We start from the raw sequence: 26,937 nt of genomic DNA, 5'->3' as shown, positions 1-26,937 counted from the left end.
CGCCACTAAGGAATCAAGTTCCCCAACGGCTAGTAGACATCGTTTACGGCGTGGACTACCAGGGTATCTAATCCTGTTTGCTCCCCACGCTTTCGCACCTCAGCGTCAGTATCAGTCCAGGCAGTCGCCTTCGCCACTGATGTTCCTTCCCATCTCTACGCATTTCACCGCTACACAGGAAATTCCACTACCCTCTACTGTACTCTAGTCTGCCAGTTCGCAATGCAGTTCCCAGGTTGAGCCCGGGGCTTTCACATTCCGCTTAACAGACCACCTACGCGCGCTTTACGCCCAGTAATTCCGATTAACGCTTGCACCCTCCGTATTACCGCGGCTGCTGGCACGGAGTTAGCCGGTGCTTCTTCTGAAGGTAACGTCACAGTTGCAAGGTATTAACTTACAACCTTTCCTCCCTTCTGAAAGTGCTTTACAACCCTAGAGCCTTCTTCACACACGCGGCATGGCTGCATCAGGCTTTCGCCCATTGTGCAATATTCCCCACTGCTGCCTCCCGTAGGAGTCTGGGCCGTGTCTCAGTCCCAGTGTGGCTGATCATCCTCTCAGACCAGCTAGAGATCGTCGCCTTGGTAGGCCATTACCCCACCAACTAGCTAATCTCACGCAGGCTCATCTAATAGCGCAAGGTCCGAAGATCCCCTGCTTTCCCCCGTAGGGCGTATGCGGTATTAGCAGTCGTTTCCAACTGTTGTCCCCCACTACTAGGTAGATTCCTACGCGTTACTCACCCGTCCGCCGCTCGACGCCTGATAGCAAGCTATCATCGTTTCCGCTCGACTTGCATGTGTTAAGCCTGCCGCCAGCGTTCAATCTGAGCCATGATCAAACTCTTCAGTTTAAAAAGTTTCGACTGGAGGAATATCCAATCTAAATCTTGCTCAAGAATAAAACTGACAATAAATCTATAAATGAATTATCGACGAGTTCTTACTTGAAATTTTGTGTGCCGACTCACTCGAAAGAGCAAAATCAGCGTGTCTCCACAACACCTCAGTAAGTACCCACACGAATTACTTAATGCTAATTTTTAAAGAACGTCGCTTTGTTTCTCTCAAAGCGGGCTGCGTATTTTAATGATCTAGCGCAGCGTGTCAAGCGTTTATTTTTAAAAGATTTTTCAGATCTTTTCGCCTGACGACAACCCCGAAGAGCTGCCTCAAATCAAGGTGGCGCATGTTACGCATTTGACTCAACGAGTCAACCCTTAACTTGTTTATTTCGCTTGACTAAGAATTCTTAATAAATTACTTAACCTGTTGAAATAAAAGAGCTTTTTAGCTCTTTCCGAACCACCTCAGTGGTCAGGAGCGGCGCATTCTACAGACTGAGAAAAAACCGTCAATACCTTTTTGTAAGTTTTTTACAGAAAGTTGTATGACTCAGTGTCAGCAGTTTATTTCTACTTCCTTAACTGAAGAGAACTAACGCGCTAATGGTGAATGACCGTATACTAAGCATTGCCGTCGGACACTGCTCCGATTGCCTGATCCGGACTGTTTTCCGTTTCAGTATCTTGGTAATAAAAGAAAGAGACACATCATTATGACTGCAGCAGTTGCTGATAAAGCCGTTGTTATCTATTCCGGTGGCATGGATTCCTTCACTATTCTTAACAAGGCAAAAGAAGAACATCACGAATTGTACGCACTGACTTTCGACTATGGTCAGAAGCACTCAAAGGAAATCGAATTTGCTAAGCGTGTATGTGCGGATCTTGGTATTCATCATAAGATCATTGATATCACCGCCATTAATCAGTTGTTGCAGAGTTCTTCTTTAACCTCTGATATAGAGATTCCAGAAGGCCACTACGAAGCAGCCAATATGAAGTCTACGGTTGTACCAAACCGGAATATGATTCTGTTGTCACTCGCCATTGGCTATGCAGTGGATATCGGCGCGAGTAAAGTATTTTATGGTGCGCACTCCGGTGACCATGCAATCTACCCGGACTGTCGCCCTGACTTTGTTCATGCCATGAATAGAGTTGCCAAGCTCGCTAACTACGAACCCGTTGATATTGTTACCCCTTACCTCGACAGCGATAAGATTCAGATCCTTGCAGACGGTTTAGCGATGGGTCTTGATTACGGAAAATCCTGGACCTGCTATAACGGTCGCGCAAAAGCTTGTGGCAAATGTGGTTCTTGTGTTGAGCGCCTGGAGGCGTTTGAAAAGAACAATGCAACCGATCCACTGCAATACGAGACTGCCTGATGGCCTCAGCTAACACCGGTAATCAGGCACGAGAAAAGCTTTACCGAGTCAAAGAAATTTTCTACACCCTCCAGGGCGAGGGCGCTCAGGCTGGTCGTCCTTCGGTATTCTGCCGTTTCAGTAAATGCAATTTATGGAATGGTCGCGAAGACAGCCGTGAAAGCTCTGTTTGTGATTTTTGCGACACCGACTTTATTGGTACCGACGGCCACATGGGTGGCAAATACACGGCTTCAGAACTTGCACAACAGATTGCCGATCTTTGGCCAGGCGCCAATGGTAATAAAGTTGGCAAACCTTACGTCGTTTGCACTGGCGGCGAGCCATTACTTCAATTGGATGAAGCGCTGATCGCTGAACTTCACAAACAAAAGTTCGAGGTCGCAGTGGAAACTAACGGTACTTTGCATGCGCCAGACGGCATCGATTGGATTTGTTTAAGCCCCAAAGGTAAATCAGATATTGCACTGATTCGCTGTGATGAACTGAAGCTGGTTTACCCTCAGCCGGATGCTATGCCGGAGCGTTTTGATTATATCGAAGCCGATCACCGCTACTTACAGCCAATGGCGGATTATCAGCCGGTTGTTTTGGCCAGCGACAAAGATCTGGGTGCGCAATTAGAGGGAGCTAAAGAGGGTCTTTCGAAAACCAATACTCAAAAAGCGGTGGATTTTTGCTTAAAGCACCCCGAGTGGAAGCTGAGCTTGCAAACTCACAAAATGCTGGGTATTGAGTAGATCGGATCGAAAGATAAAGAACGGATTGTTTTTCGTAGCAGCAACAGGATGTTGCGGTAGGATCAAGGATGGCCCACTGGTCCGGCGGCTGAAACATAGTCGGTTTTTTATCTATACAGCAATAGGGCAAGCCAAACCCCGTTATTTTTCACCGCCGCCCAGAAGGCACATCCCGGTGCCTGCTAAGCTACCGATTAGAAATCCGCTTTCATCACGACTTTATTTTTTAATTCACCTGCCTCGTAAGCACGGTGAATATCAGCAACATCCGACATCCGCTTTTCCTCTGCTTGCGGCACCTCAATGAAACCGGCATCTATTTTCCTACTTAATTCAGCTAAAAACTCGCCATGCGCCTTACGACCCTTCCCCGTTAGAAGTGGTAGCAACATAAATACCGCATGTAACGTTAGCGACTTAGCGTGAGCCTGAGTCAGATCGTAAGTATTTCGGGCATTGATGGTTGCTACCTGCGCATAAGGCGCAGCCATCTCCAATGCCTTTTGCAGACTGCCACCACCGAAGGTATCCAACACTTTCTCAAACCCTGCAGCAGATAACTCAGCAACATCGTTATGCAGCGCCGCATTGATACCCTGTTGATTCAGTTGTTCAACACGCTCTTGATTTCCAGCGGTACCGTAAACCGAAACACCGGTTGCTTTCGCCAAACGAGTAGCCCACTGGCCAACTCCGCCAGAAGCGCCCATCACCAGCAATGTTTCATCGGATTTCGGCGCTAACCGTTGCAAAGCTTCAAACGCAGTAATAGCAACAAGAGGAATCGCCGCGGCCTGAGTCAGAGAAACAGCAGTAGGCGCTTTCGCTAACAGGTCAGCATCACACACCATTTCTGCAGCCAACGCTCCGCCATTGCCCTTTACACCTCCGGCGCAGCCATACACTGAATCTCCAACAGTGAGGTGAGTAACACCTTCTCCGATCGCAATCACTTCACCACTGACGTCACAGCCCAGCACACCAGCGTCATTAAGAATGGGAGCAAGACCTGCACGTATTTTGGTATCAATTGGATTAAAGCCCGCAGCACAAACCCGAATGATTACTTCGCCCGACTGAGGCTCAGATAATTCAATGATGCCTTTTTCTAAAACAGCCGGTGTGCCGGTTTGTTTTACCCGCCATGCAGGGGCCGATGTTATTGTCATACTTTAACCTCTTCTTTCTCGTGCTGGCTTTTCTGCTCATGCCATATCAAAACCAACACTAACGAAATCGCCGGGACTCCCAAGGCAGAAGCCACAATAAAGAACTCACTATAACCCGCACTGTCGACAACCCAACCGGAAAATCCGCTGATAAATTTGCCCGGCAAGGTCATCAGGGAACTGAACAAGGCATACTGAGTGGCGGTATAACTGCGATTCGTCAGGCTGGATAGATACGCAATAAACGCGGTGCTGGCAATCCCGCCTGAGAGATTATCGGCGCTGATCACAAAAGCCAGCCAGGCTAATGTTGGTGTAATCACATCTGAGAGCGGGTTATCAATGCCAGACTGCAAAGCCAGGACAGCGAATAATAAATTGGTAACCGACACCATGACTGCGCCGATAAAAAGTGGCTTGTAAATTCCCCAGCGAACCACCAGCACGCCGCATAACGCTGAGCCGGCAATTGTCATGAAGAAGCCAAAAACTTTCGCAACACTGGCGATATCCGCCTTGCTGTAACCCAGATCGAGATAAAATGGATTCGCCATCACCCCCATGGTGATATCGCTAAGACGAAATACCGCAATGAACGTCAGGATTAACAGCGCAAATAATCCGTTGCGCTGAAAGAACTCGAGAAACGGGCAAACCACTGCACCGAGCAACCATCGCTGCCATCGTGGTCGCTGCGTCAGATACATAGGCCGCCCCATGATGTCATCAACCATGGCAGCCTCATCAGTGGCACGCTGCTCAGGTGTTTTGCGTGTTGTGGCATCGGCCCACAGAGTCGCCAGCATCGCGAGTCCCATCAGAGCAGCCATCGCGCTGTATGCCATGCTCCAGTCAGACCATTCAGCGATGTACAAAGCACCAGCCCCTGCCATCAACAGAGCCAGCCGATAGCCAAAGATGTAGGCCGCCGACATAGCGCCTTGAAGATTGTCTTCTACAATTTCGATGCGATAGGCATCCAGTGCAATGTCCTGGGTCGCTGAGGAAAACGCCACCAACACAGCCGCAGCGGCAATCCACCATAAAGAATGCTGAGGATTCATTGAACTCATCAACAACAGCCCGACTGCAATGCCAATCTGACCAAGCATAATCCAGCTCCGGCGCTGGCCAAGCCATCGTGATAACAAAGGGATTTCCAAACGATCAATAATCGGTGCCCAAAATATCTTGATGGAATACGTCAACCCGACCCAGGCAAAAAAACCGATAGCTGTGCGCTCAACACCTTCGTCCCGCAACCAGGCAGTTAAAGTAGAAAAAACCAATAGAAATGGTAACCCGGCAGAGAAACCGAGCATGGCGATAGCAACAACTGGTTTTTTACTATACACCAGCAACGCCGCTCGCCAGCTGTTCGCTTCGGGCGTGGCTAGCGGTCGAGTAGCAGAGGTCATCAGTCTTTGAAGTTCTTAAACAAGAGCGGCATCGTAATGGTTTCATCAGCGCGATAGAGTGCCATCACATCCTGCAGTTCATCACGCTTCTTACCGGTAACACGCACCATTTCACCCTGAATCGATGCCTGAACTTTAAGCTTGCTCTCTTTGACGATTTTCACCATTTTTTTAGCCAGTTCTTTATCAATACCCTGACGCATGGTGGCATTTACTTTCACCTGCTTACCAGCGCCAACACAGTCACCGTATTCGAGACAACTCACTTTGATCTTACGCTTGATCATGGCGCCCTCTAACATCGGCTTCATCTGCTCGATCTGAAACTCTTCATTGGCCGTCATTACGACAACAAAATCTTTTAACTCAAAACTGGCATTCACACCTTTGAAGTCAAAGCGGGTTGAAAGCTCGCGATTGGCCTGGTCTACCGCGTTTTGCGCTTCGTGCTTATCGACTTCAGACACCACATCAAATGAAGGCATTACCTACTCCTGCACAATTCGTTCAAATTTGACTAATGCCGCCTTGTATACCGCGAGTGTCACGGAATTGCAAAATTCCCCGACCGACAAGGAACGCTGGAAAATGCACAAAAGTCAGCTACCTTTTTGCTATGGAAACGAAAATGACACTGCACGGTGCCGGAACGTATTACTTCTCGGTACACGGAGCCAAAGATCAGCCTATCTTCCACTCGGTATTTGAGTACGAATACGGAGTGCAGATTCTGTCGAGCGTAAAACAAACCCGGCTACTGGCGTATGTTTTTGATGATCATCACATCCAGTTCGTACTGCAAAGTGAGCGTGACTGGACGGAAGTGATGGACGATATCCAAATCGCTTTCGATGACATGCATGAGCGCAGCTGGCATAAGCGCAAGCAGCTGTTGTCTGATCAGGGCATTGTGATGCTGGTTGATGAGCAGGCTTATCTCACCGACCTCGTCATTCAACTGCATCGTTGGCCGGAAACTTCACGCAAAGTGGTCGACGCCAGTTTGTATTCATGGAGCAGCGATGGCGGTTATCGTTCATTAACGCCGCCAAAGGGCCTACATGTCGACCCCATGCTCAACCTTCTCTGTCATAGCCGACATGGGCGGGCGCAACGGTATGAAGCCGTCATGCAACAGCCACAAAATAACACACTGGATCTGCAGCATGGCAGTCATCCAACGTATCAGGCCCTGGCGCGCGACGGTTTCGTTAATCAACATTTGAAAAAGCAAGCGTTATCACAGGCCGCACGAACCGATGAAGACTTACGCCGACTGTTCGATGATGCCTGTCAGCTGGTTGGTGAGCGCTTCGACGTATCGGCACAACAAATGACCGATTCACGCAATCGCAGACAATTTAATCGCCTCATGCCGATTGTGGTTTGGCTGTTACAAGAACGTGGTGCCCATCTCGACGACATAACCAAGTTGGTGGGTGAGGATGAAGAACGGCTGCAATTATGGCTGCGAAATTTACCAGCGGATCACTCTCCGGAGTTGCTAGCCAGATTGCAAAAGCTCTGGTCACCGATGCCCCTGAGCACATTAAACCTGGATTCCGATCAGCCGAGCGCGGAGCTTCAAACTCAGATTCAAAACCAGAAAGCTGACGTTCAACCAGATGCCGATCAACAGGAGCATATTGTCGCTGAAGATAACGAAGCGCTGCCTTCCCATTCAAATTCGTAAAACGCGTCTTATAATCGGCGCATGACTCAATTTACGAACCCTTCTATCGCGATTGTTGGAATGGGTGCCATTGGCACCCTGTTGGCCTATCATTGGCGTGATCTGGATCCATTCTGCGTCAACCGTGATCAGACCCCCTGCCATCGACAGCTGACCACCACTAACCACCGTCAACACACGCTCGACTTGCCGGCCTGGCCAGTTAATCAGCACCAACAACATCCGCTGGAGTGGTTGGTGATCACCACCAAAGCGTCGGATACCTTAACGGCACTCGAGCCTCTGAAGCCGGCAATGATTTCAGTAAAGCGCATTCTGTTATTGCAAAATGGCATGGGGCAACAGCAACAAGTAGCCGACTGGCTGGAGACGCAGGAGCAGGTTCCGGAGCTGTGGGCAGGCATTTCCACCGAAGGCGCTTACCGCCGCGGAGACAAAGAGGTTGTGCATGCCGGCCACGGAGAAACCTTGATAGGCTGCTGGTTTGACCACCATAAGCCCACCACTACTGATGTAACCCCGCCCGCAGTGAATGAAGTGAGCGACATTCAACAACGCATTCGGGCAAAGCTGGCAATCAATGCCGTTATCAATCCGCTCACTGCCGTCTTGCGCTGCCGCAATGGAGAGCTGGTTGAACGCCCGGCTTATCGAGAAAAACTGGAACAGCTGGCACAAGAAACACAAACGTTTATCGAACGTTGTGGCTGGCAACTGCCTTTTGACCTTAAACATCGAGCGGCTGAAGTCGCGCAAGCAACGGCAGCCAACCAATCATCAACGTTACAGGATGTTTTGAATCAGCGGCCAACCGAGTTAGCCTACATCAATGGCTTTCTGCTGCAGCAAGCGCAGCCAGGAGATTTACCGCTAACGCGCCAACTGATGCAGCAACTTGGGGAAATCTGAACATCACCATGAAAGGATTCATAGGCAGACATTTCAACCGGATTCCTCCCTCATGATGCTGGCGCGGCAAAAGGCCATGCTGGCGACGATTGTTGCCATCAGCCTCATCATCACCGTCACCACCGTTGCCTATATCGCGGCAGCAGACCGTGTTGGCCGTGAACATCTGGCGCCGCAGATCAGCCAGACATTTGCTGATCTGATTCAGATTGAGTTAACTCAACAACGGGATGATCTGGTGCTGCGTTCTGTTATCGAACGAATGACTCAACATTATCAAATCAGCGAAGTTGCTTTGTATAACCCTCAAAATCAGCGGTTGATGCACAGCTATCACCACGATCATCAACCCGGTTTACCGCCACAATTAACAGACGGTTATCATCAACCCTGGCTAACGCTGTATCGTATCAATCGCCAGACCCCTGGCAAATTGCCTGAAATGTTTACCCTGGCAATTGTTAGTCAGGTTTCTTTACCTTATTTCTTTCTGCTGGATACCGTCACAACCACCTTATTTATAGTGTCATTCTCGGCCCTGCTGGTATTCCTTCTGTATCTGATCATTCGACAATGGCAGCGCCAGCCTTACCTTCAGCTGCTGGCGGAAGTTCACAAATATTCCAACAAAGGCAAATCTGCAGCCGATGAGAATCCTCAAGACGAACCCATTCGTATCCAGACACAGGACCCGGATATTCAACCTCTCGTCCATGCGTTAAATGATTTATTCTGGCTGCGCGACCAACGTCACTTGCATCTGAAAAGTGCCCATCAACAAGCCGAAAGCGCCCGCATAAGGGCAACACGGTTATCGGATGAAACCCGGATGATGAATGATAACCTGGCCAGAGAAGTATCTGTGCGACGCGGGATTGAGGTGCAGTTACAACACACCAAGCTGTTGCTCGACAGTATTCTGAATGCCATGCCATCCGCCATTTTTGCATTGGATAAACAACAACGGATTGTTCAGTGTAATCAGCAGGCAGGTTCCTGGCTGCAAATGGATGCATCTCAGCTTATTGGTCGCCCGCTCTATCAGCTCATACCCGAATTGGAAAAACAGCCACAGATCACACGACCCAGCACTGGTTATGCTGCAAACGACCGAAATAAAATAGAACGCTTAAAACTGAGCAGTCTGACCCCAGCCATCATTGCCGATGTTCAACTTTTTTTAATGGAGAACGAACAACAAGCACACTGCGTGATACGTATTGATGACATCAGCCAACGTCAACGCATGGAAGAAATCATGGTACAGACTGAAAAAATGATGTCTGTTGGTGGGCTTGCAGCCGGTATGGCACACGAAATTAACAACCCATTGGGCGCCATGCTACAAAACCTGCAGAATATTCGTCGACGATTATTGGCTGACTTGCCAGCCAATAATCGGGTTGCCGACGAACTTGAGATGACGCCACAGCAAATAGAACATTACGTACAAGGCCGGGAAATCGATAAACTTCTCGATAACATTCAGGATGCCGGTGAGCGTGCCGCACGTATTATTCGCTCGATGCTGCAGTTCGCACGCAATAATCATCTGCAGAAGAACTGGGTGAATGTTCGCGATTTAATCGACACGACCGTCACAATCGCCACCACAGATATCGACCTGAAACAATTACAACTGCATAAACACATTGCTGCTAACCTGCCCGATATTTATTGCGTTCCCGGAGAAATTGAACAGGTACTTCTGAACCTGATTAAAAACGCCCAGCAGGCCATCGACAAACACACGCAAGTCACGCCAGAAACAGCAACTAACGCACATATCTGCATCTCCGCATCCATAAAGGAAGATTATCTCAGTATCCTCGTTGAAGATAATGGCCCCGGCATTCCTGCAGAAGTCGCATCGCATATGTTTGAGCCATTTTATACCACCAAAGATGTTGGAGAAGGGACTGGTCTTGGTTTGTCCGTTTCTTACTTCATTATCACCGCTCACCATCACGGTAAACTGATCTATCAACCGATTGAAGAAACAGAAGAAGACAGCGGCTCACGATTCGAAATCCAACTGCCGCTTTAACTTCGGGTATGCCGCGCTCTAATATTACTTAATAGCAATATACAGATCATTCGAATGCCTCAAACTTGACCGAATATCATACAAACTATATCCTGCCCGCCCTCAGGTGCTCTGATCTTTGATCAAGTTAAACGGGAAGTTGGTGTCCTCCTTAGCTCCCGCTAAGACAGTCCAACGCTGCCCCCGCAACGGTGATCGGCTTAGCTGACTGATACATAGCCACTGTGATTGAACTGGTTTTCATACCAGTAAGTCGTGGGAAGGCATCAGTCAGTGTTATCTCAGGATAAAAGCCGTCAGCCCGGATACCGGCCTGTAACTGCTAACAAATACTAGCAAAGTGACCAATAGTTGCGGTGGGCGACGATGGGGAGAAATATTACTTCTGTCCTGTCGTACTGCTGCTCAGATTAAGAGCACAACTCTGATGAAATTCTTTGTATGGCTATCCACTATTCTGGTTGCCATATCAACTCAAGCCAACGAAGTGATTTTACCCGAAGTAGAAGCAACTGCCGATGTTTCGCTGGCCGATGTTGCACCAGCAGATTTTCCGGGAGACCACCAGCGCATAGAGTTGCAGGATCACCGTTATGGTTCTTTGCTGATCGAGAATATTCTGGAGCGTCAAGCTGGTATTCAGGTACGACATCTCGGCGGTAAAGGACAATTTGTCTATCCGAGCATTCGTGGTGCCAGCGGTCAGCAATTGCAAATAATCTGGGACGGTATCCCCCTAACAAACCTCAACAGTTCAGAGGGTGAACTGCCCAGTATTGGTTTTTCCGTGCTGAAGTCTATTGATATTTATCGAGGGATCGCACCTGTCGAGCTGGCTCCGACTGCAATCGGCGGAACAATTCATTTGGTATCAAAAGAGCATTTTGATCAATCGAGCTCCGGAGAAGCCAGCCTGGGAACGGGTAGCTTCTCCTCCCACATTGGCGGTGTATGGCAACAATGGCAGGATCACTCCTGGCAGGTCTTCGGGGCACTGGACTGGCTACAAGCCGAGAATGACTTTACACATATCCAAGAGATAAACTCCTACAAAAATCCGAACGAACCAACGAAAGAAAAACGATTAAATAATGCAGCGTCCCATCGTATTGGGTTATTTAGAATTAATTATCGTGCTCTTAAAAATTGGTCACCTTCTCTACTCATCCAGAAACAAAGAAAAAAGCGTGAGCTGCCTGGCGTACGCAATATCCCAGATAATAAAGCATTCTTCTCGACCGACGACACTCGCATGAGTTTCAAACTTGGTTATCAACAAGGGGATCGTTCACTAAAATTCATTACCGCATTTTATGACCAAAAAGAGATTTATGATGACAAAGCCGATCTTATTGGCTTAGGACAACAAAGAGACAGATACAATACAGAGGGAAAATTACTCAAGTTTAACTACAAAAATAAGCTTCCATATAACATCGGTTTTGTAGCTACTCTATCCCACCAGCAAGAAGATACTGAACAACAAAACGATCTCTTTTCACAAGAGGTAATTAAAAGTAACTGCCTGAATGGCGGTTCTTGCCCATCGGCCTATAACCGCAAACAATCATCCATCGGTACTCGTTTATCTTGGATATCCACTAACGGCAATATGGTTTATGGGCAATTCAACCATCTGGCTCTTAAAGACAAGCAAAACAGTCGCTACGTCGATAAAAGAGAGCACCGTGAGAACGATCACTGGGTGTATGACACAGGTATATCTCTGGTCATTGGACAATACTTAACCCTAGATACAATCTATGCGAGACAAATTCGTCCTGTAGCTACCCGAGAATTATTTGGTGATCGCGGCCTGACCCTGGGTAATCCAGATTTGAAAAATGAAAGCTCTGAAAGTAAAAGTGTGTCTTTACAGCTTCAGCATGAACATTTGACCGCGTCTGTTTCGGGATATATGAGAACCCGGGATAACGCTATTGTCGGCTCAGCTGACAGCCGGGGAGTTATTCGTTATGAAAATCTTGCTCAGACCGAGCATGAGGGATTTGAGTTTAATGGCAGTATTGATCTGACTAAAAACCTATCCTTGTCGGGAAACAGTGGTTGGCATAACCAGAAAATCAGCAAGCATGACCGTCCATCTTTTATCGGAAAACGTGTTCCAAACCAGCGTACCTGGGATCACAACTATCTTATCTCTTACGCAACAAACCAATGGAATATTTCAGCGAACTACCTCCGCCAGAGTGGTGGGTTTTATGAAACTACCAACCTCCGGCCGATAAAAACGCGGTCTCAACTTGGTCTATCGCTGTCTCTTTGGTCAAACAGTAGTCGCCTGACACTGGAAGCAAACAATCTAAACAATAACCGGGTGTCTGACTTTACGCAGTTCCCAAGCCCGGGAAGAAACTATTTTATTAAATTCACTCAATCATGGTAATCACAATGAAAAAACTCTTAACATTGGCAATCGTTAGCAGCAGTTTGCTTCTGACAGCTTGTGATGATGAAGATAAAGTTGATACAGCTGGGAACCCGACAACGCCACCCGTTTCGGAGAAAGTTTTTGCTGTTATTCAGCAGGCAATATACGGTACTGGTTCAAATGTTATTGTGGCTGATGCCAACAATTTATCGGATGCTACGGAAGGACTTTACGCCGATACCAGAACTGACTTTTTTCTGACGTCGTATAAAGATCATTTCTTCTATGTTGGAAAAGATGGTATCAATAGCATTAACAAATATGATCCCGATAATCCTAATGCCGGTTTCTATGGTACCGACGGCTACTCGTTAAATACAAATGATGGTGTTGCGAGCTCCAATGTTCATGACATCGGTTTTATCTCAGATACTAAATCGTACCTGACCCGTTACGCCGCTAAAACAGCCTGGATTGTTAATCCTGCCGCAACACTCGCTAATAACTTCAAAACTGGTGAAATTGATTTGTCGGCCTATGTTGCGACTAATGATAAAGCCTCACCGGCGCCAGAAATGGATGACATTCATATATATAATGATAAAGCCTTTATTGTTATGCAGCGTCTCGGCAATGATACTAATGGTTATGCAGCAGTACGCTCAGGTTATGTTGCAGTCATTGATACCAGTACGAATCAGGAAATTGATACCCTAAAAGGGCAGTCTGGCCTTAAAGGTATTGAACTCCAAATCAAGAATCCACAAAACACTGCAGTTTCTGGAAAATACCTCTATGTTCAGGGACTCGTCTACAGCGGTAATACTCAATTCGACGGTGGGCTGGTGCGAATTGATATGGAAACTTATGAGCAGGAAATCATTTACGATGCGACAGCAGAAACCGGGAAAATTTTCACTGCTACGATTATTAACGACAACGAAGTTTATGTTTCTATATACCATGGCTGGAAAAATAATAGCCTGGCCAAGGTTGAAGCCGACGGCAGCCTGACTCCGGTTGATGGTTATAAAAATATAAATATTACTTTGCTCTCCAGCGGTCCCGAAGGAAACCTTTGGTTAGGTATCGGTGGTGGAGATAATAAAGATGCAGTGCTCTATAAACTTTCGAAAACAGATATGTCTGTATTGGATTCGCGTACCCTGACTCTGGACGCAGAAGATATAACGTTTGTTTCAATTGCAACTAACTAAGGTATTCACATGGGCAACCGACTTTCTAAAATCGCTACCAAAACGGGCGACAAAGGGGAAACAGGGCTAGGCGATGGATCACGCATCAGTAAGAGCAGCGAGCGCATGCATGCCATTGGTGATGTTGATGAGCTGAATTCCTGGGTTGGTATGCTCAGAGCTGAACTGGATGAAGCAGACGCTTTGATTCCTCTGCTTCATCAGATTCAGCACGATTTGTTTGATCTTGGCGGTGAGTTATCCGTACCAGGCTTTAATGCGTTGCAGGAAGTTCTGATCTCAGATCTGGAAGATCATCTGGAAGCACTGAACGATACCTTGCCTCCGCTCAAAGATTTTATTCTCCCCGGAGGCAGCAAAGCAGCAGCTTTGTGCCATATGACGCGTACTGTATGTCGCCGGGCAGAGCGCTCATTAGTCCAGCTTAACCAGGTTGATGAACTGAACCCACTGGCATTGCGCTATGTTAATCGTCTGTCGGATCTGCTATTTGTAGCGGCACGCGTCTTCGCACGGCGCGAGAATGGTTCAGAAATACTGTGGAAAAGTCGCCACCAACCCGAATAGCAGGCAACCTCCATGCAACAGCCTCCAGCAACATGTCCCGCCGTATTTTTAACGGCGCCTGCATCCGGTCAGGGCAAAACCACGATCACTGCGGGTATTGCCCGGTTACTGAAACGCCAGCAATGTAAGGTAAAAGTCTTTAAGTGTGGACCGGACTATCTCGATCCTCAGATTCTGGAGCAAGCGTCGGGTCAGGCAGTCGAACCTCTTGACCTGTGGATGGCAGGCGACCAGTATTGCCAGCAGCGTTTCTTTGAAGCCGCTCAGCAAAACGATCTGATTATTGTCGAAGGTGCGATGGGAATGTTCGATGGCACTCCTTCAAGTGCAGATCTTGCAGCGCGTTTTAATATTCCTATGGTGCTGGTCATGGATGTCAAAGGCATGGCACAAACAGCCGCAGCCGTGGCTTCAGGATTGGCTTCATTTCGTCAGGACATCACAGTCACCGGGCTGATAGCCAACCACTGCAGTACCGCAAGGCATCGGGAGTTAATTGAAGACAATTTACCCGAGTGTTTACCGCTGTGGGCGAATTTGCCACGGGCAGAGAATATCGCGCTACCAGAGAGACATCTGGGACTGGTCCAGGCAAACGAGATACATCAAGAGCTGGAACAAAGATTTGAAGCAGCCGCAGATGCTTTACAGCTGGCGGGTCTATTACCGTTAATACAATCGCTACCCGCTACCGAGTTTTATGCCGTTGACAGTTATTCCGGGGGCTGCGACAACATTGATCAGGCATTAGCTGGAAAAACCATCGCAATTGCCAAAGATAATGCGTTCAGTTTTATTTATCAGGCAAATGTCGATTTACTCAGAAAAATGGGGGCCAAGGTCTGTTACTTCTCCCCTTTGTCAGATCATGAACTCCCGGCTTGCGACGCCATTTGGTTACCTGGCGGCTACCCTGAGTTACACGCTCGGTCATTGTCAGAAAATACCCAAATGTTGCAGCAAATTCGTGAATCGGTTCAATCTGGGTTGCCGGTATTGGCTGAATGTGGGGGTTTCTTATACTGTCTCGAAACGCTGACAGACCTGAACGATCAACAATATCCGATGGCAGCCGCATTAACCGGTCATGGAGCGATGCGTGGTAAGCGCGGCTGCCAGGGCATGCAAACCGCACCATTACCGGAAGGGAATGTGCGAGCACACGCGCACCACAGGTCACTTGCCCATGGTACGCCTGAAGCAATCTCCTATGGCAAACGTCAGCGGCACAGCGCCCCCGGCGAGGCTGTGTTTCGCCAAAATCGGTTAACGGCCAGCTATTTGCACTTATTTTTTCCATCCAATCCACTCGCCATCGCTAAATTGTTTGGCTACCAGGAAGTACCCTCAATATGACTCCAGAAATTATGACACTTTTATTCACCGGGCTAGGGTTAGGACTGTTACACGCACTGGATGCTGATCATGTGATGGCTGTTTCTGCATTGAGTAACCGTCAACCCGGCCTGCGCCGCACATTAAAGTTCAGTGCTAATTGGGCAGTGGGTCATGGTGGCGTGTTACTGATTCTCGGTATGCTGTTATTTGGTTTGGGCATTGCATTACCTGAACCTGTGCAGCGTGTGGCCGAATCCAGCGTTGGTGTTCTGCTGATTGTTTTAGGAATGGTGTGTTTCTGGCAATTCCGTAAAGAAAAGCTGAGTATTACAACTCATAGTCACGGAACCTTACGTCATACCCATATTCGCGTTGATGGCCATGAACAGACACCGCAACATCAGTTTCAGGAAGCACATACTCCGGTCATGGTGGGTGTACTTCATGGCTTGGCCGGCAGTGCACCTGCTCTGGCCTTAATTCCGGCCATGATCCAGGCCGAAACCAGTACGGCCTTAGCATACCTACTGTTATTTTCTGCCGGTGTTCTGGTATCCATGGTCACCTTTGGACTGATCTTCGGACACGTGCAGAAACAGTTACAGCAAAAATCGATTCGCCTGTTTATGATTTGTCGTCAGATCATTGCAGGTGCGGCCATCGCTATTGGTGGCTTCTGGCTGTATCAGGCGACCTGAGACTTTATCCTGTGTGGCCCGAAAGTCAGGAGACCAGTCCGACAAAAGCACTGCGTACCGGCTACACCACAGGCTGCTGCGCAACGGCCTGTTGTGTCGCAGCTGCGGAGTTTTTATTGGGTAACAGAAAACCCAAAACGGTTTCAGTCCTACTGCCACAAAAACGCCGTAAACAAACAACCGATACCTCCGCCGAGGCGGAAAAATATGCCGAGCTGATGATCGAAGGTTATCAACCCATCGAAGGCTCTGATCGCGCGGTTCGGACCAGTACGATTAAAGATGCAGGCGATGATCCTGACGTCACCCATGGTGCCGAAATCATTGCTGAGCTGCATTTAACCGAGCAGCCCGGTATTGCATTTCGTGCCGCGGAAGGTGTCGGCACGGTTACCCGTGAAGGCCTGTCCCTAGCCGTGGGCGAGCCAGCCATCAATCCGGTGCCACGACAAATGATCTGCCAACACTTACAGATCCAGGCGAAACACTACAACTACGCCGGCGGTTTTGAGGTTGCCATTGGTGTTCGGGACGGCGAAAAAATTGCTCAAAAAACGATGAATCCCCGATTGGGTATTGTCGGTGGTTTATCCATTCTGGGAACAACCGGTATTGTCAGACCGTTTTCCTGCGCCGCATTTATCGCCAGCATTCATCAGGGTGTTGATGTCGCAAGCCATAATAACCATCGTCATATTGGAGCCAGTACCGGCACCAGCAGCGAGCGTTTGTTAGTTAAACGCCATCAATTAGCCGATATGGCATTGATTGAAATGGGCGACTTTGCCGGCGCTCTGCTGAAGTATCTGCGCAACAATCAGAAAATTACTCATCTGAGTTTGTCGGGCGGATTCGGAAAAATATCCAAACTGGCTCAGGGGCATCTTGATCTGCACAGCCGCGCTTCTTCAATCGATCTGACATTTATCAGCAATACCGCTGCTGAAATCGGCGCTGATAGTGACCTGTGCGAAAAAATCATCGCAGCGAATACCAGTATCGAAGCACTCGCATGGTGTCAGCAGAACGACATTCCACTTGCAGATGCGCTGTGTCACAAAGCACACACCTTTGCCAGCCGCTATTTACCGGAGCACATGAAACTGGAAATACTGGCGATTAATCGCCAGGGTGATCTGGTGGGATCAAGCAACGCCTTCGCAACGCCGCCTTTGGGCGCCAGTCCATTGCTATGAATATTCTGATCCTTGGCGGTACGGCCCTTGCTAAACAACTGGCGCAAGCACTGTCCCAAGTACATGGTATTCATGTCACGTACAGCATTGCTGGCCGTGTTCGCCAGCCAAACCTGAACTGTGCTGTCATCAGCGGTGGGTTCTCACAATATGCTGCCAATGACCAATGCCCCAGGTTCCTTAAAACATCATTAGCTGACAATAATTGCCATCACGATGGTTTATTTCACGTCTGCAAGCAACAGGCGATTGATCTGATCATTGATGCCACTCATGCATTTGCAGCGGCCATCAGCCGACAGGCGTGGCAAACATCGATTACGACCAAGATACCCTTCTGGCGTTTACATCATTTGCCATGGCCAACATCCGATGCGTTGCAACGATGGCAATATGAGTCAATGGAAGGCGTGCTTGAGGCGGTAACGCAACACAGAATTAACGGACAAATATTCCTCGCACTGGGCCAGTTGGATAAATCAACCGTTGATGCTTTATCGCGTTTCAGTAATTCAGAAAAGAAAGGCAGCTCCGTCTCGTATCTGCTGCGCTCGATTCATGCCCCTGTTCAGTTACCGGAGAAGTGTCACTGGATTTCTGATATCGGCCCCTTTGACCTCAGTGCTGAAATAGCGTTATTAAAACAACATAACGTTCAGGCAATTATTTGCAAAAACAGCGGCGCGACCTCATCTGAAGCAAAACTGACGGCCGCTACAGAACTGAACATTCCCGTATTTATGCTCGCCAGACCGACATTGCATAGCGCTCAACGTACCTTTTCAGAGCTTTCGGCTTGTCTTCGGGCTGTACAACACTTTCAGGACTTAAATAATGCCCTTTGACTACATTATTGATCCGCAACAGATCGAGAAAAACAGCTTTATCACGATTCGTGAGCAAACCGATTTATCCTCCTTCGACAATCATCAGCAGCAGGTCGTGATGCGTATTGTTCATAGTATTGGTATGCCTGACGTTGCCGACAACATCCGCTTCAGCGCCGCAGCTTGTGAGCGAGGCCTGACCGCCTTAAAAAACAAGGCACATATTTTGTGTGACGTTGAAATGGTGAAGCAAGGAATCACCAAGCGTATGATTCAACAACCACCACTGTGTTTCCTGAATGATCCGAGAACCGCTGAACTGGCAAAAAAAACCGGTGAAACCCGTTCTATGGCAGCCGTTAAATTCTGGCGAGAGGTGTTGCCGGGAAGTGTCGTTGTTATCGGGAATGCGCCAACCGCATTGTTCCGTTTATTGGAAAACCTGGAGCAATTACGTGAAGCTGATAAAGAAGAATACGAACGCGTAAAACCCGCTCTTGTCATTGGGATGCCTGTGGGCTTTATTGGCGCTGCAGAGTCCAAACAAGCACTGTGGGAAGAGCATAAGCGACTGGAAATAGAATGTATTACCTTGATGGGAAATCAGGGCGGTAGCGCTGTCTCCAGTGCTGCCTGTAATGCTTTACTGCGGATTAACCGCGGAGAGATTTACTGATGCTGCATATTATTGGCCTTGGAATTGATCACCCGGTATCGCTCAGTCAACAGTCCCTTGCGGCTCTGCAACAGGCTGACTGTGTTATTGGTTCACAACGACAGTTGGCAAGTGTCGCGGCACTGCATCAGCAACCCAGTAACGTGCTCCCGAAATTAGCGGATCTCGAACAGCTGATAAATACCTTCGATATTGAAAAAAATGAGCTGGTGATTCTGGCTTCAGGCGATCCACTGCTGTTTGGTATTGGCCGCTGGTTGACGCGACAATTCAATCCTTTGTGGCTGCGCTTCCATCCAGCACCGTCCAGTTTACAGGCGGCTTGTCACCGTCTGAAAATTTCATTTCAGGACTGTCAGATTTTATCACTGCATGGACGACCGCCCGAAAATATCCGCTCCGCACTTAAAGATCATCAAACTCTGCTGATTCTCACCGACCAGCACAGCCATCCACAGCGCCTGGCCCAGGAGTGTGTGGCGGCAGGATATCATCAAGCAGAAATCACAATCCTCAGTGATATGGGGTATCCGCAGGAGCAGATACAGAACTTTATCGCCGTCGACCTCAGTGAACTCGATCAAAAATTTCCTGAACTGCAAGTCAGCGTTATAAAAACACATGGGGTTTCCCGCTGTTTTCCACAGTTTCCCGGTATTCCCGACGAAGAATTTATTACCGGTAAAGCACCGGGAAAAGGGCTGATCACTAAACGCGAAATCCGGCTTGCAGCATTAACCTTATTACAACCGGCTAATGGTGATACCGGCTGGGATATTGGTGCTGGCTGCGGAGCACTTGCGGTTGAATGGGCCTACTGGAATCAACAGCAAACGGTGTATGCAATCGAACATCACAGCCAACGCTTTCAATGCCTGCAGCAAAATCAAAAACGTTTTGGCGTCAGTCAAAATCTGAAGCCACTCCAGCGGCGTGCGCCCGAGGTGTTAACTGATTTACCGGTCGCGAATAAAATATTTATTGGTGGCAGCGATGGTGAGCTGGAATTACTTCTTAAGCAATGCTGGCAACAACTGCCTGTGTTATCGGATCAACGCAGCATTATAGTTGCCAGTGCAGTAACAGAAGACAGTAAACATATCCTGCTGCAGTTTTATCAATCGCTTCAGCAAATGTCTGCTTTATCGACTGACAATAAAAGATATCAGACTCGCTGTGAAACTCTCCAGCTGAGTGTCAGCCGGGGTGAACAACTGGCAGGACACATGTTATATCGACCCAATCTGCCAGTGACGTTATTCAGCTTTGAAAAAATACCTTTTGGAGAGTCAGCATGAGCGCTCAATTTGTTGGTGTTGGTGTTGGTCCGGGTGATCCAGAACTGCTGACTCTGAAGGCGATGCGGATTATTCAGCAGTCTGACGTGGTTGCTTACTTATGTAATCATGATGGAGAATCCCAGGCGCTGGAGATTGCCCAACTCGCGCTTGCAGACAGCGATGCTGTTCACTTTCCGGTGACGATGCCGATGAAAAACGATCGTACCGAAGCAAATGCAGTTTATGACAATGCGGCACAATGTATACGTGAGTTTATCCATCGGGGCAAATCCGTCACATTCTTATGCGAGGGGGATCCGCTTTTTTACGGTTCATTCAGTTATCTGCTCGAACGATTGAGCGACGAGGACATAAGCACGCAGGTTATACCAGGCATCACTTCTTTTACCGCGGCATCAGCTGAGTTACAAATGCCACTGTCAATGCTCACGGAATCTGTTGCTATTCTTAATGGGCGTCATACACAAGCCCAGCTTATACAAGCACTTGAGCAACACCACAGCCTGGTAATCATGAAAGCAGGTCCCTATCGCGCTAAAATTATTCAGGCACTGCGTCAGAGTAATCGTATGCGTGACGCTCGCTATCTTGAGTATGTAGGCCGTGAGCAGCAAAATATCGTTTATGATGTTGCTGAATTGCCTGAATCAAAGGGGCCTTATTTTTCCCTGTTTATTGTAACTGCAAACCAGCGGCCGGATTAATTGTATGAGTCCCGTCAAAATAATTGCTCTGACAGAAGCCGGCATTTTGCTGGCGCAGCGATTGCAAAAAATCGTTACGAATCAGGGGGCGGAATGCCAGATTTTATTTAAACCAAAGCCTTTTGCCGAGATCGTGCAGCGCGCTTATCAACAAGGCGAACGCCTGATAGCGATATGCGCTACTGGCATCATTATTCGCACTCTGGCCCCAGTGCTGACTGATAAATATCGTGATCCGGCCGTTCTCGCCGTGGATGAAGCAGGACAATTTGTAATCCCCCTACTCTCTGGTCATGAGGGCGGTGCTAACGACTGGGGTCATAAGATTGCCATGAAACTCGGGGCGACATGGGTTTCAACCACTGCCAACAACTATATTTCGCCACAATATACGCTGGGTTTGGGGTGCGAACGTAACTGTCCTGCTGAATACCTGGAAAGTCTCATTCATGACTGCCTGAAGCAAGCAGACATTACGATTGATCAAGTCCACAGCTTTAATAGCATCGACTTAAAGGCCGACGAGCGTGCCATGATTACAATCGCGCAGAAATATCAGCGTCCATTCTCAACCTGGACAGTAGCTGACCTTAATACCGTCTCCGCACGACTGAAAAATCCTTCTCAATACGTATTCGATACTGTTGGCGTTGCCGGTGTTGCGGAATCCAGCGCGTTATTAGCGGGCGATCGGTTAGCGGCATCCTCTGCCGAATTACTGGTGGAAAAACAAAAAAATGCAAAGGCAACCTGTGCTATTGCCCGGGTCTACCCTAATAAACAATCTGAGATAAAAAGCAGTTTATGAGTGGAAAATTATTTTTAATCAGTACCGGTCCCGGTGATCGTGATCTCGTTGCACCCAAGGCCAGTTATGCACTATCACAATGCAGTGATCTGGTTGCTTATGGTTTATACCTGGATTTACTTGGAGACGTATGCAATGGCAAACGACACCATGATCTGCCATTAGGAGAGGAGATTGGTCGTGCACGCCTGGCGCTTGATCTCGCCGCCCAGGGTAATAATACCGCCCTGATCTCAAGTGGCGATATTGGTATTTATGCCATGGCGACACTGGTGTTTGAACTCCTTGACCTGCAGCTACAGGGAAAAGAAACCGAATCGCTGCTATCAGCGCAATGGCTTGATGTGGACATTGAGGTTGTCCCGGGTATATCCGCCATGCAAGCCGGAGCCAGCCGTGTCGGCGCTATGCTAGGGCATGACTTTTGTACCATTTCGCTGTCGGATTTATTAACGCCGTGGCAAACCATTGAAAAGCGCTTACATGCATGCGGTAGCGGCGACTTTGTTGTATCGTTTTACAATCCAAGATCGAAGAAACGTGACTGGCAAATAAATAGTGCCCGCGACATTCTGTTGCAATACCGCCCTGGTAATACTCCCGTATTATTGGGACGACAACTAACCCGGGAAGACGAGTGTATTACCATTACGACACTTGAAAATCTCGATGCCAACGATGTTGATATGTTCACACTGGTGAGTGTCGGCAACAGCGAGTCACGCCATATTATCAATGGAGAAAAGCATTGGATTTATACACCGCGGGGTTACAGTAAAAAACTATGAAGGTTTACTTTATTGGAGCAGGTCCGGGAGACCCGGAATTAATCACCGTTAAAGCTCAGAAACGCATTAATGCTTGTCCGGTAATTTTATATGCGGGTTCTCTCGTTCCGCGTGCCATTATGGCTGATGTTGAAGACAGTGCCGAATGTATTATTGATACCGCATCGCTGAGCCTTGACGAAATTATCGGACATATTCAACAAGCCGCAAGTAAAGGTCAGGATGTCGCCAGAGTTCACAGTGGCGATCCATCAGTCTATGGTGCCATCGGTGAGCAAATCCGACGCTTAAAGCAGTTAAATATTGATTTCGAAATTATCCCGGGTGTTACCGCCACTTCAGCATCTGCTGCCTGGTTGGGTAAAGAGTTGACTCTTTCTGGTGTTTCGCAAACCGTTATTATGACCCGTTATGAGGGTAAGACGCCCTTTCCTGAGCGAGAACGTTTACCTGCCCTGGCTGCCAGCGGTGCGACACTGGCGATTCATCTGGGTATTACACGGATACATAAAATAGTCGATGAATTAATTCCACATTACGGTGAGGATTGTCCGGTAGCGGTATGTTACCGCACCTCATGGGAAGATCAGGATAAGGTCATGGGTACGCTGAAGGATATTGTCGAAAAGGTTCGGCAAAAGAAATTTACCCGAACATCGTTAATTCTGGTCGGTCATGTATTGGCCAGTGACGATTTTGCCGATTCCTACTTATATGACGAAAGTCAGGCCCACGTCTATCGTCCAAAAAATAAACGCAAAGTTGCCCGCGATGTAAACTTCAGCAGCGCACACCCAAAAATTTAAAAATAATAATTCGCGAACATATAAGACGAATAAACGACTGAGATCACCTCATGAAAGATTACAATCAACTATTAAGCCAATTACCTGAACGCAGTGGTGTACTTATCTGTGGTCACGGCAGTCGAGCAAAGATTGCCGAGGAAGAATTCAGCTTGTTGGCTAAAGGATTACGCCAGCGCTTCCCGCTGCTAAAAATCGAATACGGTTTCCTTGAATATTCTGCACCCAATATTCATATGGCGCTGGATCGTCTGCGTGAACAAGGTGTTGAAAATATTCTGGCTGTCCCGGGAATGCTGTTTGCAGCCACGCATGCAAAAAATGATATTCCCTCTGTACTGACTACCTACCAACAGAAATACCCAAACCTGAATATCGAATATGGCCGTGAGCTGGGATTACACAATGAAATGCTTCTTGCCTTTCAGCAACGTATCCTTGAATCACTCGGCTACGATCAAATTCCGGAAGCCGGTAGTTTGTACGACACCATGCTGATTGTTGTCGGCCGTGGAACTTCGGTCACCGAGGCCAACGCTGAAGCCGCTAAATTAACCCGCATGGTCAGCGAAAATCTCGGCTTTGGGTGGTCGGAAACGGTTTATTCCGGGGTCACCTATCCCAGCGTAGGACGTGGACTCGAAATGGCGTGTAAGCTTGGTTTTAAGAAAGTGGTGGTCGCGCCTTACTTCCTGTTTGGCGGACGCCTGATCGACCGGATTTACGCTTATGTCGATAGCGTTGCCGAACAGCAACCGGATGTACAGTTTATTAAGGCTGACTATCTGAGAGATCAGTCTCACGTACTGAATACCTTCATTACCCGTATCAGTGAGATTCAGCATCAGGCACAAAACCACACTGGACAGCTAACCCTGATGGAAGACTTTGAAAGGCGTTTGGCCGCAGGTGAAGTGGATGTCCATCATCACCACGCAGAATTCCAACCTGACCATTCACACGACCATTCAAACGACCATTCAAACGACCATTCAAACGACCATTCAAACGACCATTCAAACGACCATTCACACGATCATTCACACGATCATTCACACGACCATTCACACGATCATGGTCACCACCATGCTCCCTACAAACACATTGCTCATCCACATGGGCCACGCACGATGATTAATGACAATATCTGCTGTTGTTTTATGCGTCAGTTTCCACAACACGTTATTGATGAGGAGAAGGCGATTAAAGCAGAACAAGACAGAGTCCCCACCTGTAAACGCCGTTAAACCCGGATAGCGGTTATAATGCAAGACCCAATAAAAAGAGCGACCCATTAGTCGCTCTTTTTTTATCTGTCCGTCACTGTACCCGATTACTGTACCTTAAATTGTTCGACCCGTTGCGATAGGGAATCCGTAATTGCTTGCGCTTTGCGTACCGCATCCACGGTGCCTTCGGCATTGGCTGAGGTTTCCTCGCCACTCAGTCGAATGGCATCCAGATTGGTTTCCAAAGCACTGGCATTATTCTTCTGTTCTCCGGCGGTCACTACAATATCATTGGTTTTCGACTGTATATCGCCCATGCTTGTCTGAATTTCAGATAAGGTAACTCCCACTTGCTCTGAATTGGTTACGGTTGTTTCAACCATATCGCGATTCACCTTCATGGTATCAACAGCGCTGACAATATTCTGCTGAACGTCGCTGATGAGGCCCTCAATTTCTTGCGCTGAGCCTTGAGTACGACTCGCGAGCGTGCGAACTTCGTCTGCAACGACCGCGAAACCACGGCCCTGCTCACCCGCTCTTGCAGCTTCAATTGCAGCATTGAGTGCTAACAGATTCGTTTGTTCTGCAATACCTTTTATCGTTTCAAGAATGCTGGAAATACTCGTTGAATTTTCAGCCAATCGATTGACTGCCTCCATCGAGTTCTCCATTTCCTGTGACAGACGTCTGACCTCTCCCATCACATGAGTAACCACCTGACCTGCTTCATCCGATTTCACCTGGCCCGTTCTTGCTGCCTCTTCGGCAGCCTCTGCCAGTTCCGTAACCATTACTGCACGATCAACCATTGCTCCCAACGCATCAGAAACCTCATGCGTCTGATCAAGCTGGTTCTGCACGGCCTGACGACTGCGCTGGGCAATGCCTTCAACGTCGTTGACGTTGTTGGTAACTGCAGTAGCCGATTCCTTAACGGCTGCCAATGTCGTACGGATATTCGACACCATGCCGTTAAATGAGTCGCGTAATTGACCCATCTCGTCCTGCCCCTGGAATCTGATCTCCTGAGTCAGATTACCCTCTGCAATGGAGCTTGCCGTTTTCGAAAAACGTTTAATTGTGAATCGGATCGACATGAAAAATGCGAGATACAGGTATGCAATAATGGACAGTACAACCGCAATAACAATTAGAAAATTACGCACTTTACTTTGTTGAGTTTGCAGACGTTCCCGCAGCTTTTCGGCAATCAGTGGTAGAATCTTGGCTTCGATATTCTGTAATTGATTCATCTCCGTCTCAAAAAACTTATCATACTCCTGCCATGTCATTTCCACAGAAACAGCAGAGATGGCCTCGTCGTCGAGTTTGATGCGGATATTCTCCAGGGAGTTATTTGCTGCATAAGCCGCTTCCCCAAGCTTAGAAAAACCCGCTTCATTAGAAGCGGCAACAACAACCGCCATAACAGCTTCCGCAGAAATTAAGGCATCGTAAGCATCGTTTAATAAGTCGAAGGTGGTGGACTTAATGTACTTCTCAATCATCCCGTATGTACCAATCGCACGGGCAGTCCCCGCAGCTTCAATCACTTGTGGCATATCATTTAACAAGATGGATACCAGCCCCTGAATTTCGAAATCAGGATCTAAACTCACGCCGCTGGCCTGGCTGTATTGACGAATTAACGATTGAAATTCGTCAACGGCCGTCTGGTAATGCTGTAATTGATCGGCGTAAACCGATTGCCGGTTTTCTCCAACAATACTTAATCGAATGCCATAATCACGACGCCATGCTTCCAGGTTTTCACGCAGCGCCTCTGTTTGACTGTTATCAATCAAGCGCTTCAGCTGAATTTCAATGCCGTCTTTGTGGCGGGACATTTTTTGTTCAAGCTCAGCATTACTCATAAAAGGTAACACCGACGCCTGATCACGATAGAGTTCAAGATCATGAGAGAACTCTATCAGTTCTCCAATGGTGCCGATGGCGGATAGTTCATACTCGGTTTTTTTCACTGTTTCAAAAGCTGACAAAAATACCTGTCCACTAAGCACCACCAACGGCAAAGTAAACAGAAAACTAATCAGGCCAAATTTAGCGGCGTAATTGAGTCGCCCCATAAATTTAATAGCTGGCCACATAAGAGCCTTTAACATGAGCGATTAAACCCCTTGTATTTTTATAGTCGGCTGCATGCAACCCACTAATC

Annotated in this window: 23 protein-coding genes, 1 rRNA gene and 1 riboswitch; of the genes, 19 read left to right on the top strand and 5 right to left on the bottom strand. The window is 48.0% G+C overall.

The window, feature by feature from the left end; genetic code table 11:
* A 16S ribosomal RNA gene (locus tag MK185_13915) occupies positions 1-856 on the bottom strand; the annotation flags it as partial.
* Between the two features lie 704 nt (positions 857-1,560).
* Here MK185_13915 and queC point away from each other — a divergent pair.
* Together queC and queE are read left to right on the top strand one after the other, a co-directional pair.
* Positions 1,561-2,235, top strand: a complete 675-nt coding sequence (gene queC / locus MK185_13910) for a 7-cyano-7-deazaguanine synthase QueC (protein ID MCH2041722.1) — start codon at positions 1,561-1,563, stop codon at positions 2,233-2,235.
* Positions 2,235-2,975: a 7-carboxy-7-deazaguanine synthase gene (gene queE / locus MK185_13905; protein MCH2041721.1), complete on the top strand. Its 741-nt coding sequence runs from the start codon at positions 2,235-2,237 to the stop codon at positions 2,973-2,975. Before queC ends, queE begins: the two co-directional genes overlap by 1 nt.
* 194 nt (positions 2,976-3,169) lie before the next feature.
* On the opposite strand, the gene MK185_13900 is transcribed toward queE, so the two are convergent.
* From MK185_13900 to MK185_13890, 3 genes are read right to left on the bottom strand one after another with little or no spacing between them, the layout of a single operon-like run.
* Entirely contained in the window at positions 3,170-4,144 is a 975-nt protein-coding gene (locus tag MK185_13900) for a zinc-binding dehydrogenase (GenBank protein MCH2041720.1), read from the bottom strand.
* Entirely contained in the window at positions 4,141-5,562 is a 1,422-nt protein-coding gene (locus tag MK185_13895; protein ID MCH2041719.1) for an AmpG family muropeptide MFS transporter, read from the bottom strand. The genes MK185_13900 and MK185_13895 overlap by 4 nt, the downstream gene beginning before the upstream one ends.
* A complete protein-coding gene (locus MK185_13890; protein MCH2041718.1) occupies positions 5,562-6,047 on the bottom strand; it encodes a YajQ family cyclic di-GMP-binding protein in 486 nt (161 codons plus the stop codon). The genes MK185_13895 and MK185_13890 overlap by 1 nt, the downstream gene beginning before the upstream one ends.
* 143 nt (positions 6,048-6,190) lie before the next feature.
* Here MK185_13890 and MK185_13885 point away from each other — a divergent pair, with 143 nt between their 5' ends.
* The 17 genes from MK185_13885 to MK185_13805 all read left to right on the top strand — a co-directional run bounded on the left by MK185_13885 (position 6,191) and on the right by MK185_13805 (position 24,776).
* Entirely contained in the window at positions 6,191-7,255 is a 1,065-nt protein-coding gene (locus MK185_13885; protein ID MCH2041717.1) for a hypothetical protein, read from the top strand.
* Positions 7,256-7,276: 21 nt separating this feature from the next.
* Positions 7,277-8,164 carry a 2-dehydropantoate 2-reductase gene (locus tag MK185_13880; GenBank protein MCH2041716.1) on the top strand — a complete coding sequence of 296 codons (888 nt, stop codon included), beginning with the start codon at positions 7,277-7,279 and terminating at the stop codon, positions 8,162-8,164.
* A gap of 52 nt (positions 8,165-8,216) precedes the next feature.
* The gene (locus tag MK185_13875) at positions 8,217-10,211 is read left to right on the top strand and encodes an ATP-binding protein (protein ID MCH2041715.1); all 1,995 of its coding nucleotides are present in this window, start codon (positions 8,217-8,219) and stop codon (positions 10,209-10,211) included.
* Between the two features lie 87 nt (positions 10,212-10,298).
* Positions 10,299-10,543, top strand: a riboswitch (cobalamin riboswitch).
* 95 nt (positions 10,544-10,638) lie between these two features.
* Complete coding sequence (locus tag MK185_13870; protein MCH2041714.1) at positions 10,639-12,618, top strand: TonB-dependent receptor; 1,980 nt, start codon at positions 10,639-10,641, stop codon at positions 12,616-12,618.
* A 5-nt stretch (positions 12,619-12,623) separates the two neighbouring features.
* Complete coding sequence (locus MK185_13865) at positions 12,624-13,820, top strand: hypothetical protein (protein ID MCH2041713.1); 1,197 nt, start codon at positions 12,624-12,626, stop codon at positions 13,818-13,820.
* A 9-nt stretch (positions 13,821-13,829) separates the two neighbouring features.
* Positions 13,830-14,387: a cob(I)yrinic acid a,c-diamide adenosyltransferase gene (locus tag MK185_13860; protein ID MCH2041712.1), complete on the top strand. Its 558-nt coding sequence runs from the start codon at positions 13,830-13,832 to the stop codon at positions 14,385-14,387.
* A gap of 12 nt (positions 14,388-14,399) precedes the next feature.
* Complete coding sequence (locus MK185_13855) at positions 14,400-15,743, top strand: cobyrinate a,c-diamide synthase (protein MCH2041711.1); 1,344 nt, start codon at positions 14,400-14,402, stop codon at positions 15,741-15,743.
* Positions 15,740-16,423 carry a sulfite exporter TauE/SafE family protein gene (locus MK185_13850; protein MCH2041710.1) on the top strand — a complete coding sequence of 228 codons (684 nt, stop codon included), beginning with the start codon at positions 15,740-15,742 and terminating at the stop codon, positions 16,421-16,423. The genes MK185_13855 and MK185_13850 overlap by 4 nt, the downstream gene beginning before the upstream one ends.
* An 11-nt stretch (positions 16,424-16,434) precedes the next feature.
* Entirely contained in the window at positions 16,435-17,619 is a 1,185-nt protein-coding gene (locus MK185_13845) for a cobalt-precorrin-5B (C(1))-methyltransferase (GenBank protein MCH2041709.1), read from the top strand.
* Complete coding sequence (locus tag MK185_13840; GenBank protein ID MCH2041708.1) at positions 17,616-18,464, top strand: precorrin-6A/cobalt-precorrin-6A reductase; 849 nt, start codon at positions 17,616-17,618, stop codon at positions 18,462-18,464. Before MK185_13845 ends, MK185_13840 begins: the two co-directional genes overlap by 4 nt.
* Entirely contained in the window at positions 18,454-19,122 is a 669-nt protein-coding gene (locus MK185_13835; protein ID MCH2041707.1) for a precorrin-8X methylmutase, read from the top strand. Before MK185_13840 ends, MK185_13835 begins: the two co-directional genes overlap by 11 nt.
* Complete coding sequence (cbiE, locus tag MK185_13830) at positions 19,122-20,420, top strand: precorrin-6y C5,15-methyltransferase (decarboxylating) subunit CbiE (GenBank protein ID MCH2041706.1); 1,299 nt, start codon at positions 19,122-19,124, stop codon at positions 20,418-20,420. Before MK185_13835 ends, cbiE begins: the two co-directional genes overlap by 1 nt.
* Complete coding sequence (gene cobI / locus MK185_13825) at positions 20,417-21,127, top strand: precorrin-2 C(20)-methyltransferase (protein ID MCH2041705.1); 711 nt, start codon at positions 20,417-20,419, stop codon at positions 21,125-21,127. The genes cbiE and cobI overlap by 4 nt, the downstream gene beginning before the upstream one ends.
* Before the next feature lie 4 nt (positions 21,128-21,131).
* Positions 21,132-21,935 carry a cobalamin biosynthesis protein gene (locus MK185_13820; protein ID MCH2041704.1) on the top strand — a complete coding sequence of 268 codons (804 nt, stop codon included), beginning with the start codon at positions 21,132-21,134 and terminating at the stop codon, positions 21,933-21,935.
* Complete coding sequence (cobJ, locus tag MK185_13815; protein ID MCH2041703.1) at positions 21,932-22,723, top strand: precorrin-3B C(17)-methyltransferase; 792 nt, start codon at positions 21,932-21,934, stop codon at positions 22,721-22,723. Before MK185_13820 ends, cobJ begins: the two co-directional genes overlap by 4 nt.
* Positions 22,720-23,529: a precorrin-4 C(11)-methyltransferase gene (cobM, locus tag MK185_13810; protein ID MCH2041702.1), complete on the top strand. Its 810-nt coding sequence runs from the start codon at positions 22,720-22,722 to the stop codon at positions 23,527-23,529. Before cobJ ends, cobM begins: the two co-directional genes overlap by 4 nt.
* A 50-nt stretch (positions 23,530-23,579) precedes the next feature.
* A complete protein-coding gene (locus tag MK185_13805) occupies positions 23,580-24,776 on the top strand; it encodes a sirohydrochlorin chelatase (GenBank protein ID MCH2041701.1) in 1,197 nt (398 codons plus the stop codon).
* Between the two features lie 86 nt (positions 24,777-24,862).
* Here the strand turns inward: MK185_13805 and MK185_13800 are convergent, their stop codons facing one another.
* Complete coding sequence (locus MK185_13800; GenBank protein ID MCH2041700.1) at positions 24,863-26,884, bottom strand: methyl-accepting chemotaxis protein; 2,022 nt, start codon at positions 26,882-26,884, stop codon at positions 24,863-24,865.
* Positions 26,885-26,937: the final 53 nt, after the last annotated feature.

This window comes from Saccharospirillaceae bacterium (genome assembly GCA_022448365.1).
GTDB lineage: Bacteria > Pseudomonadota > Gammaproteobacteria > Pseudomonadales > Oceanobacteraceae > Bacterioplanoides.
This window is presented reverse-complemented; position numbering and strand designations above follow the sequence as displayed.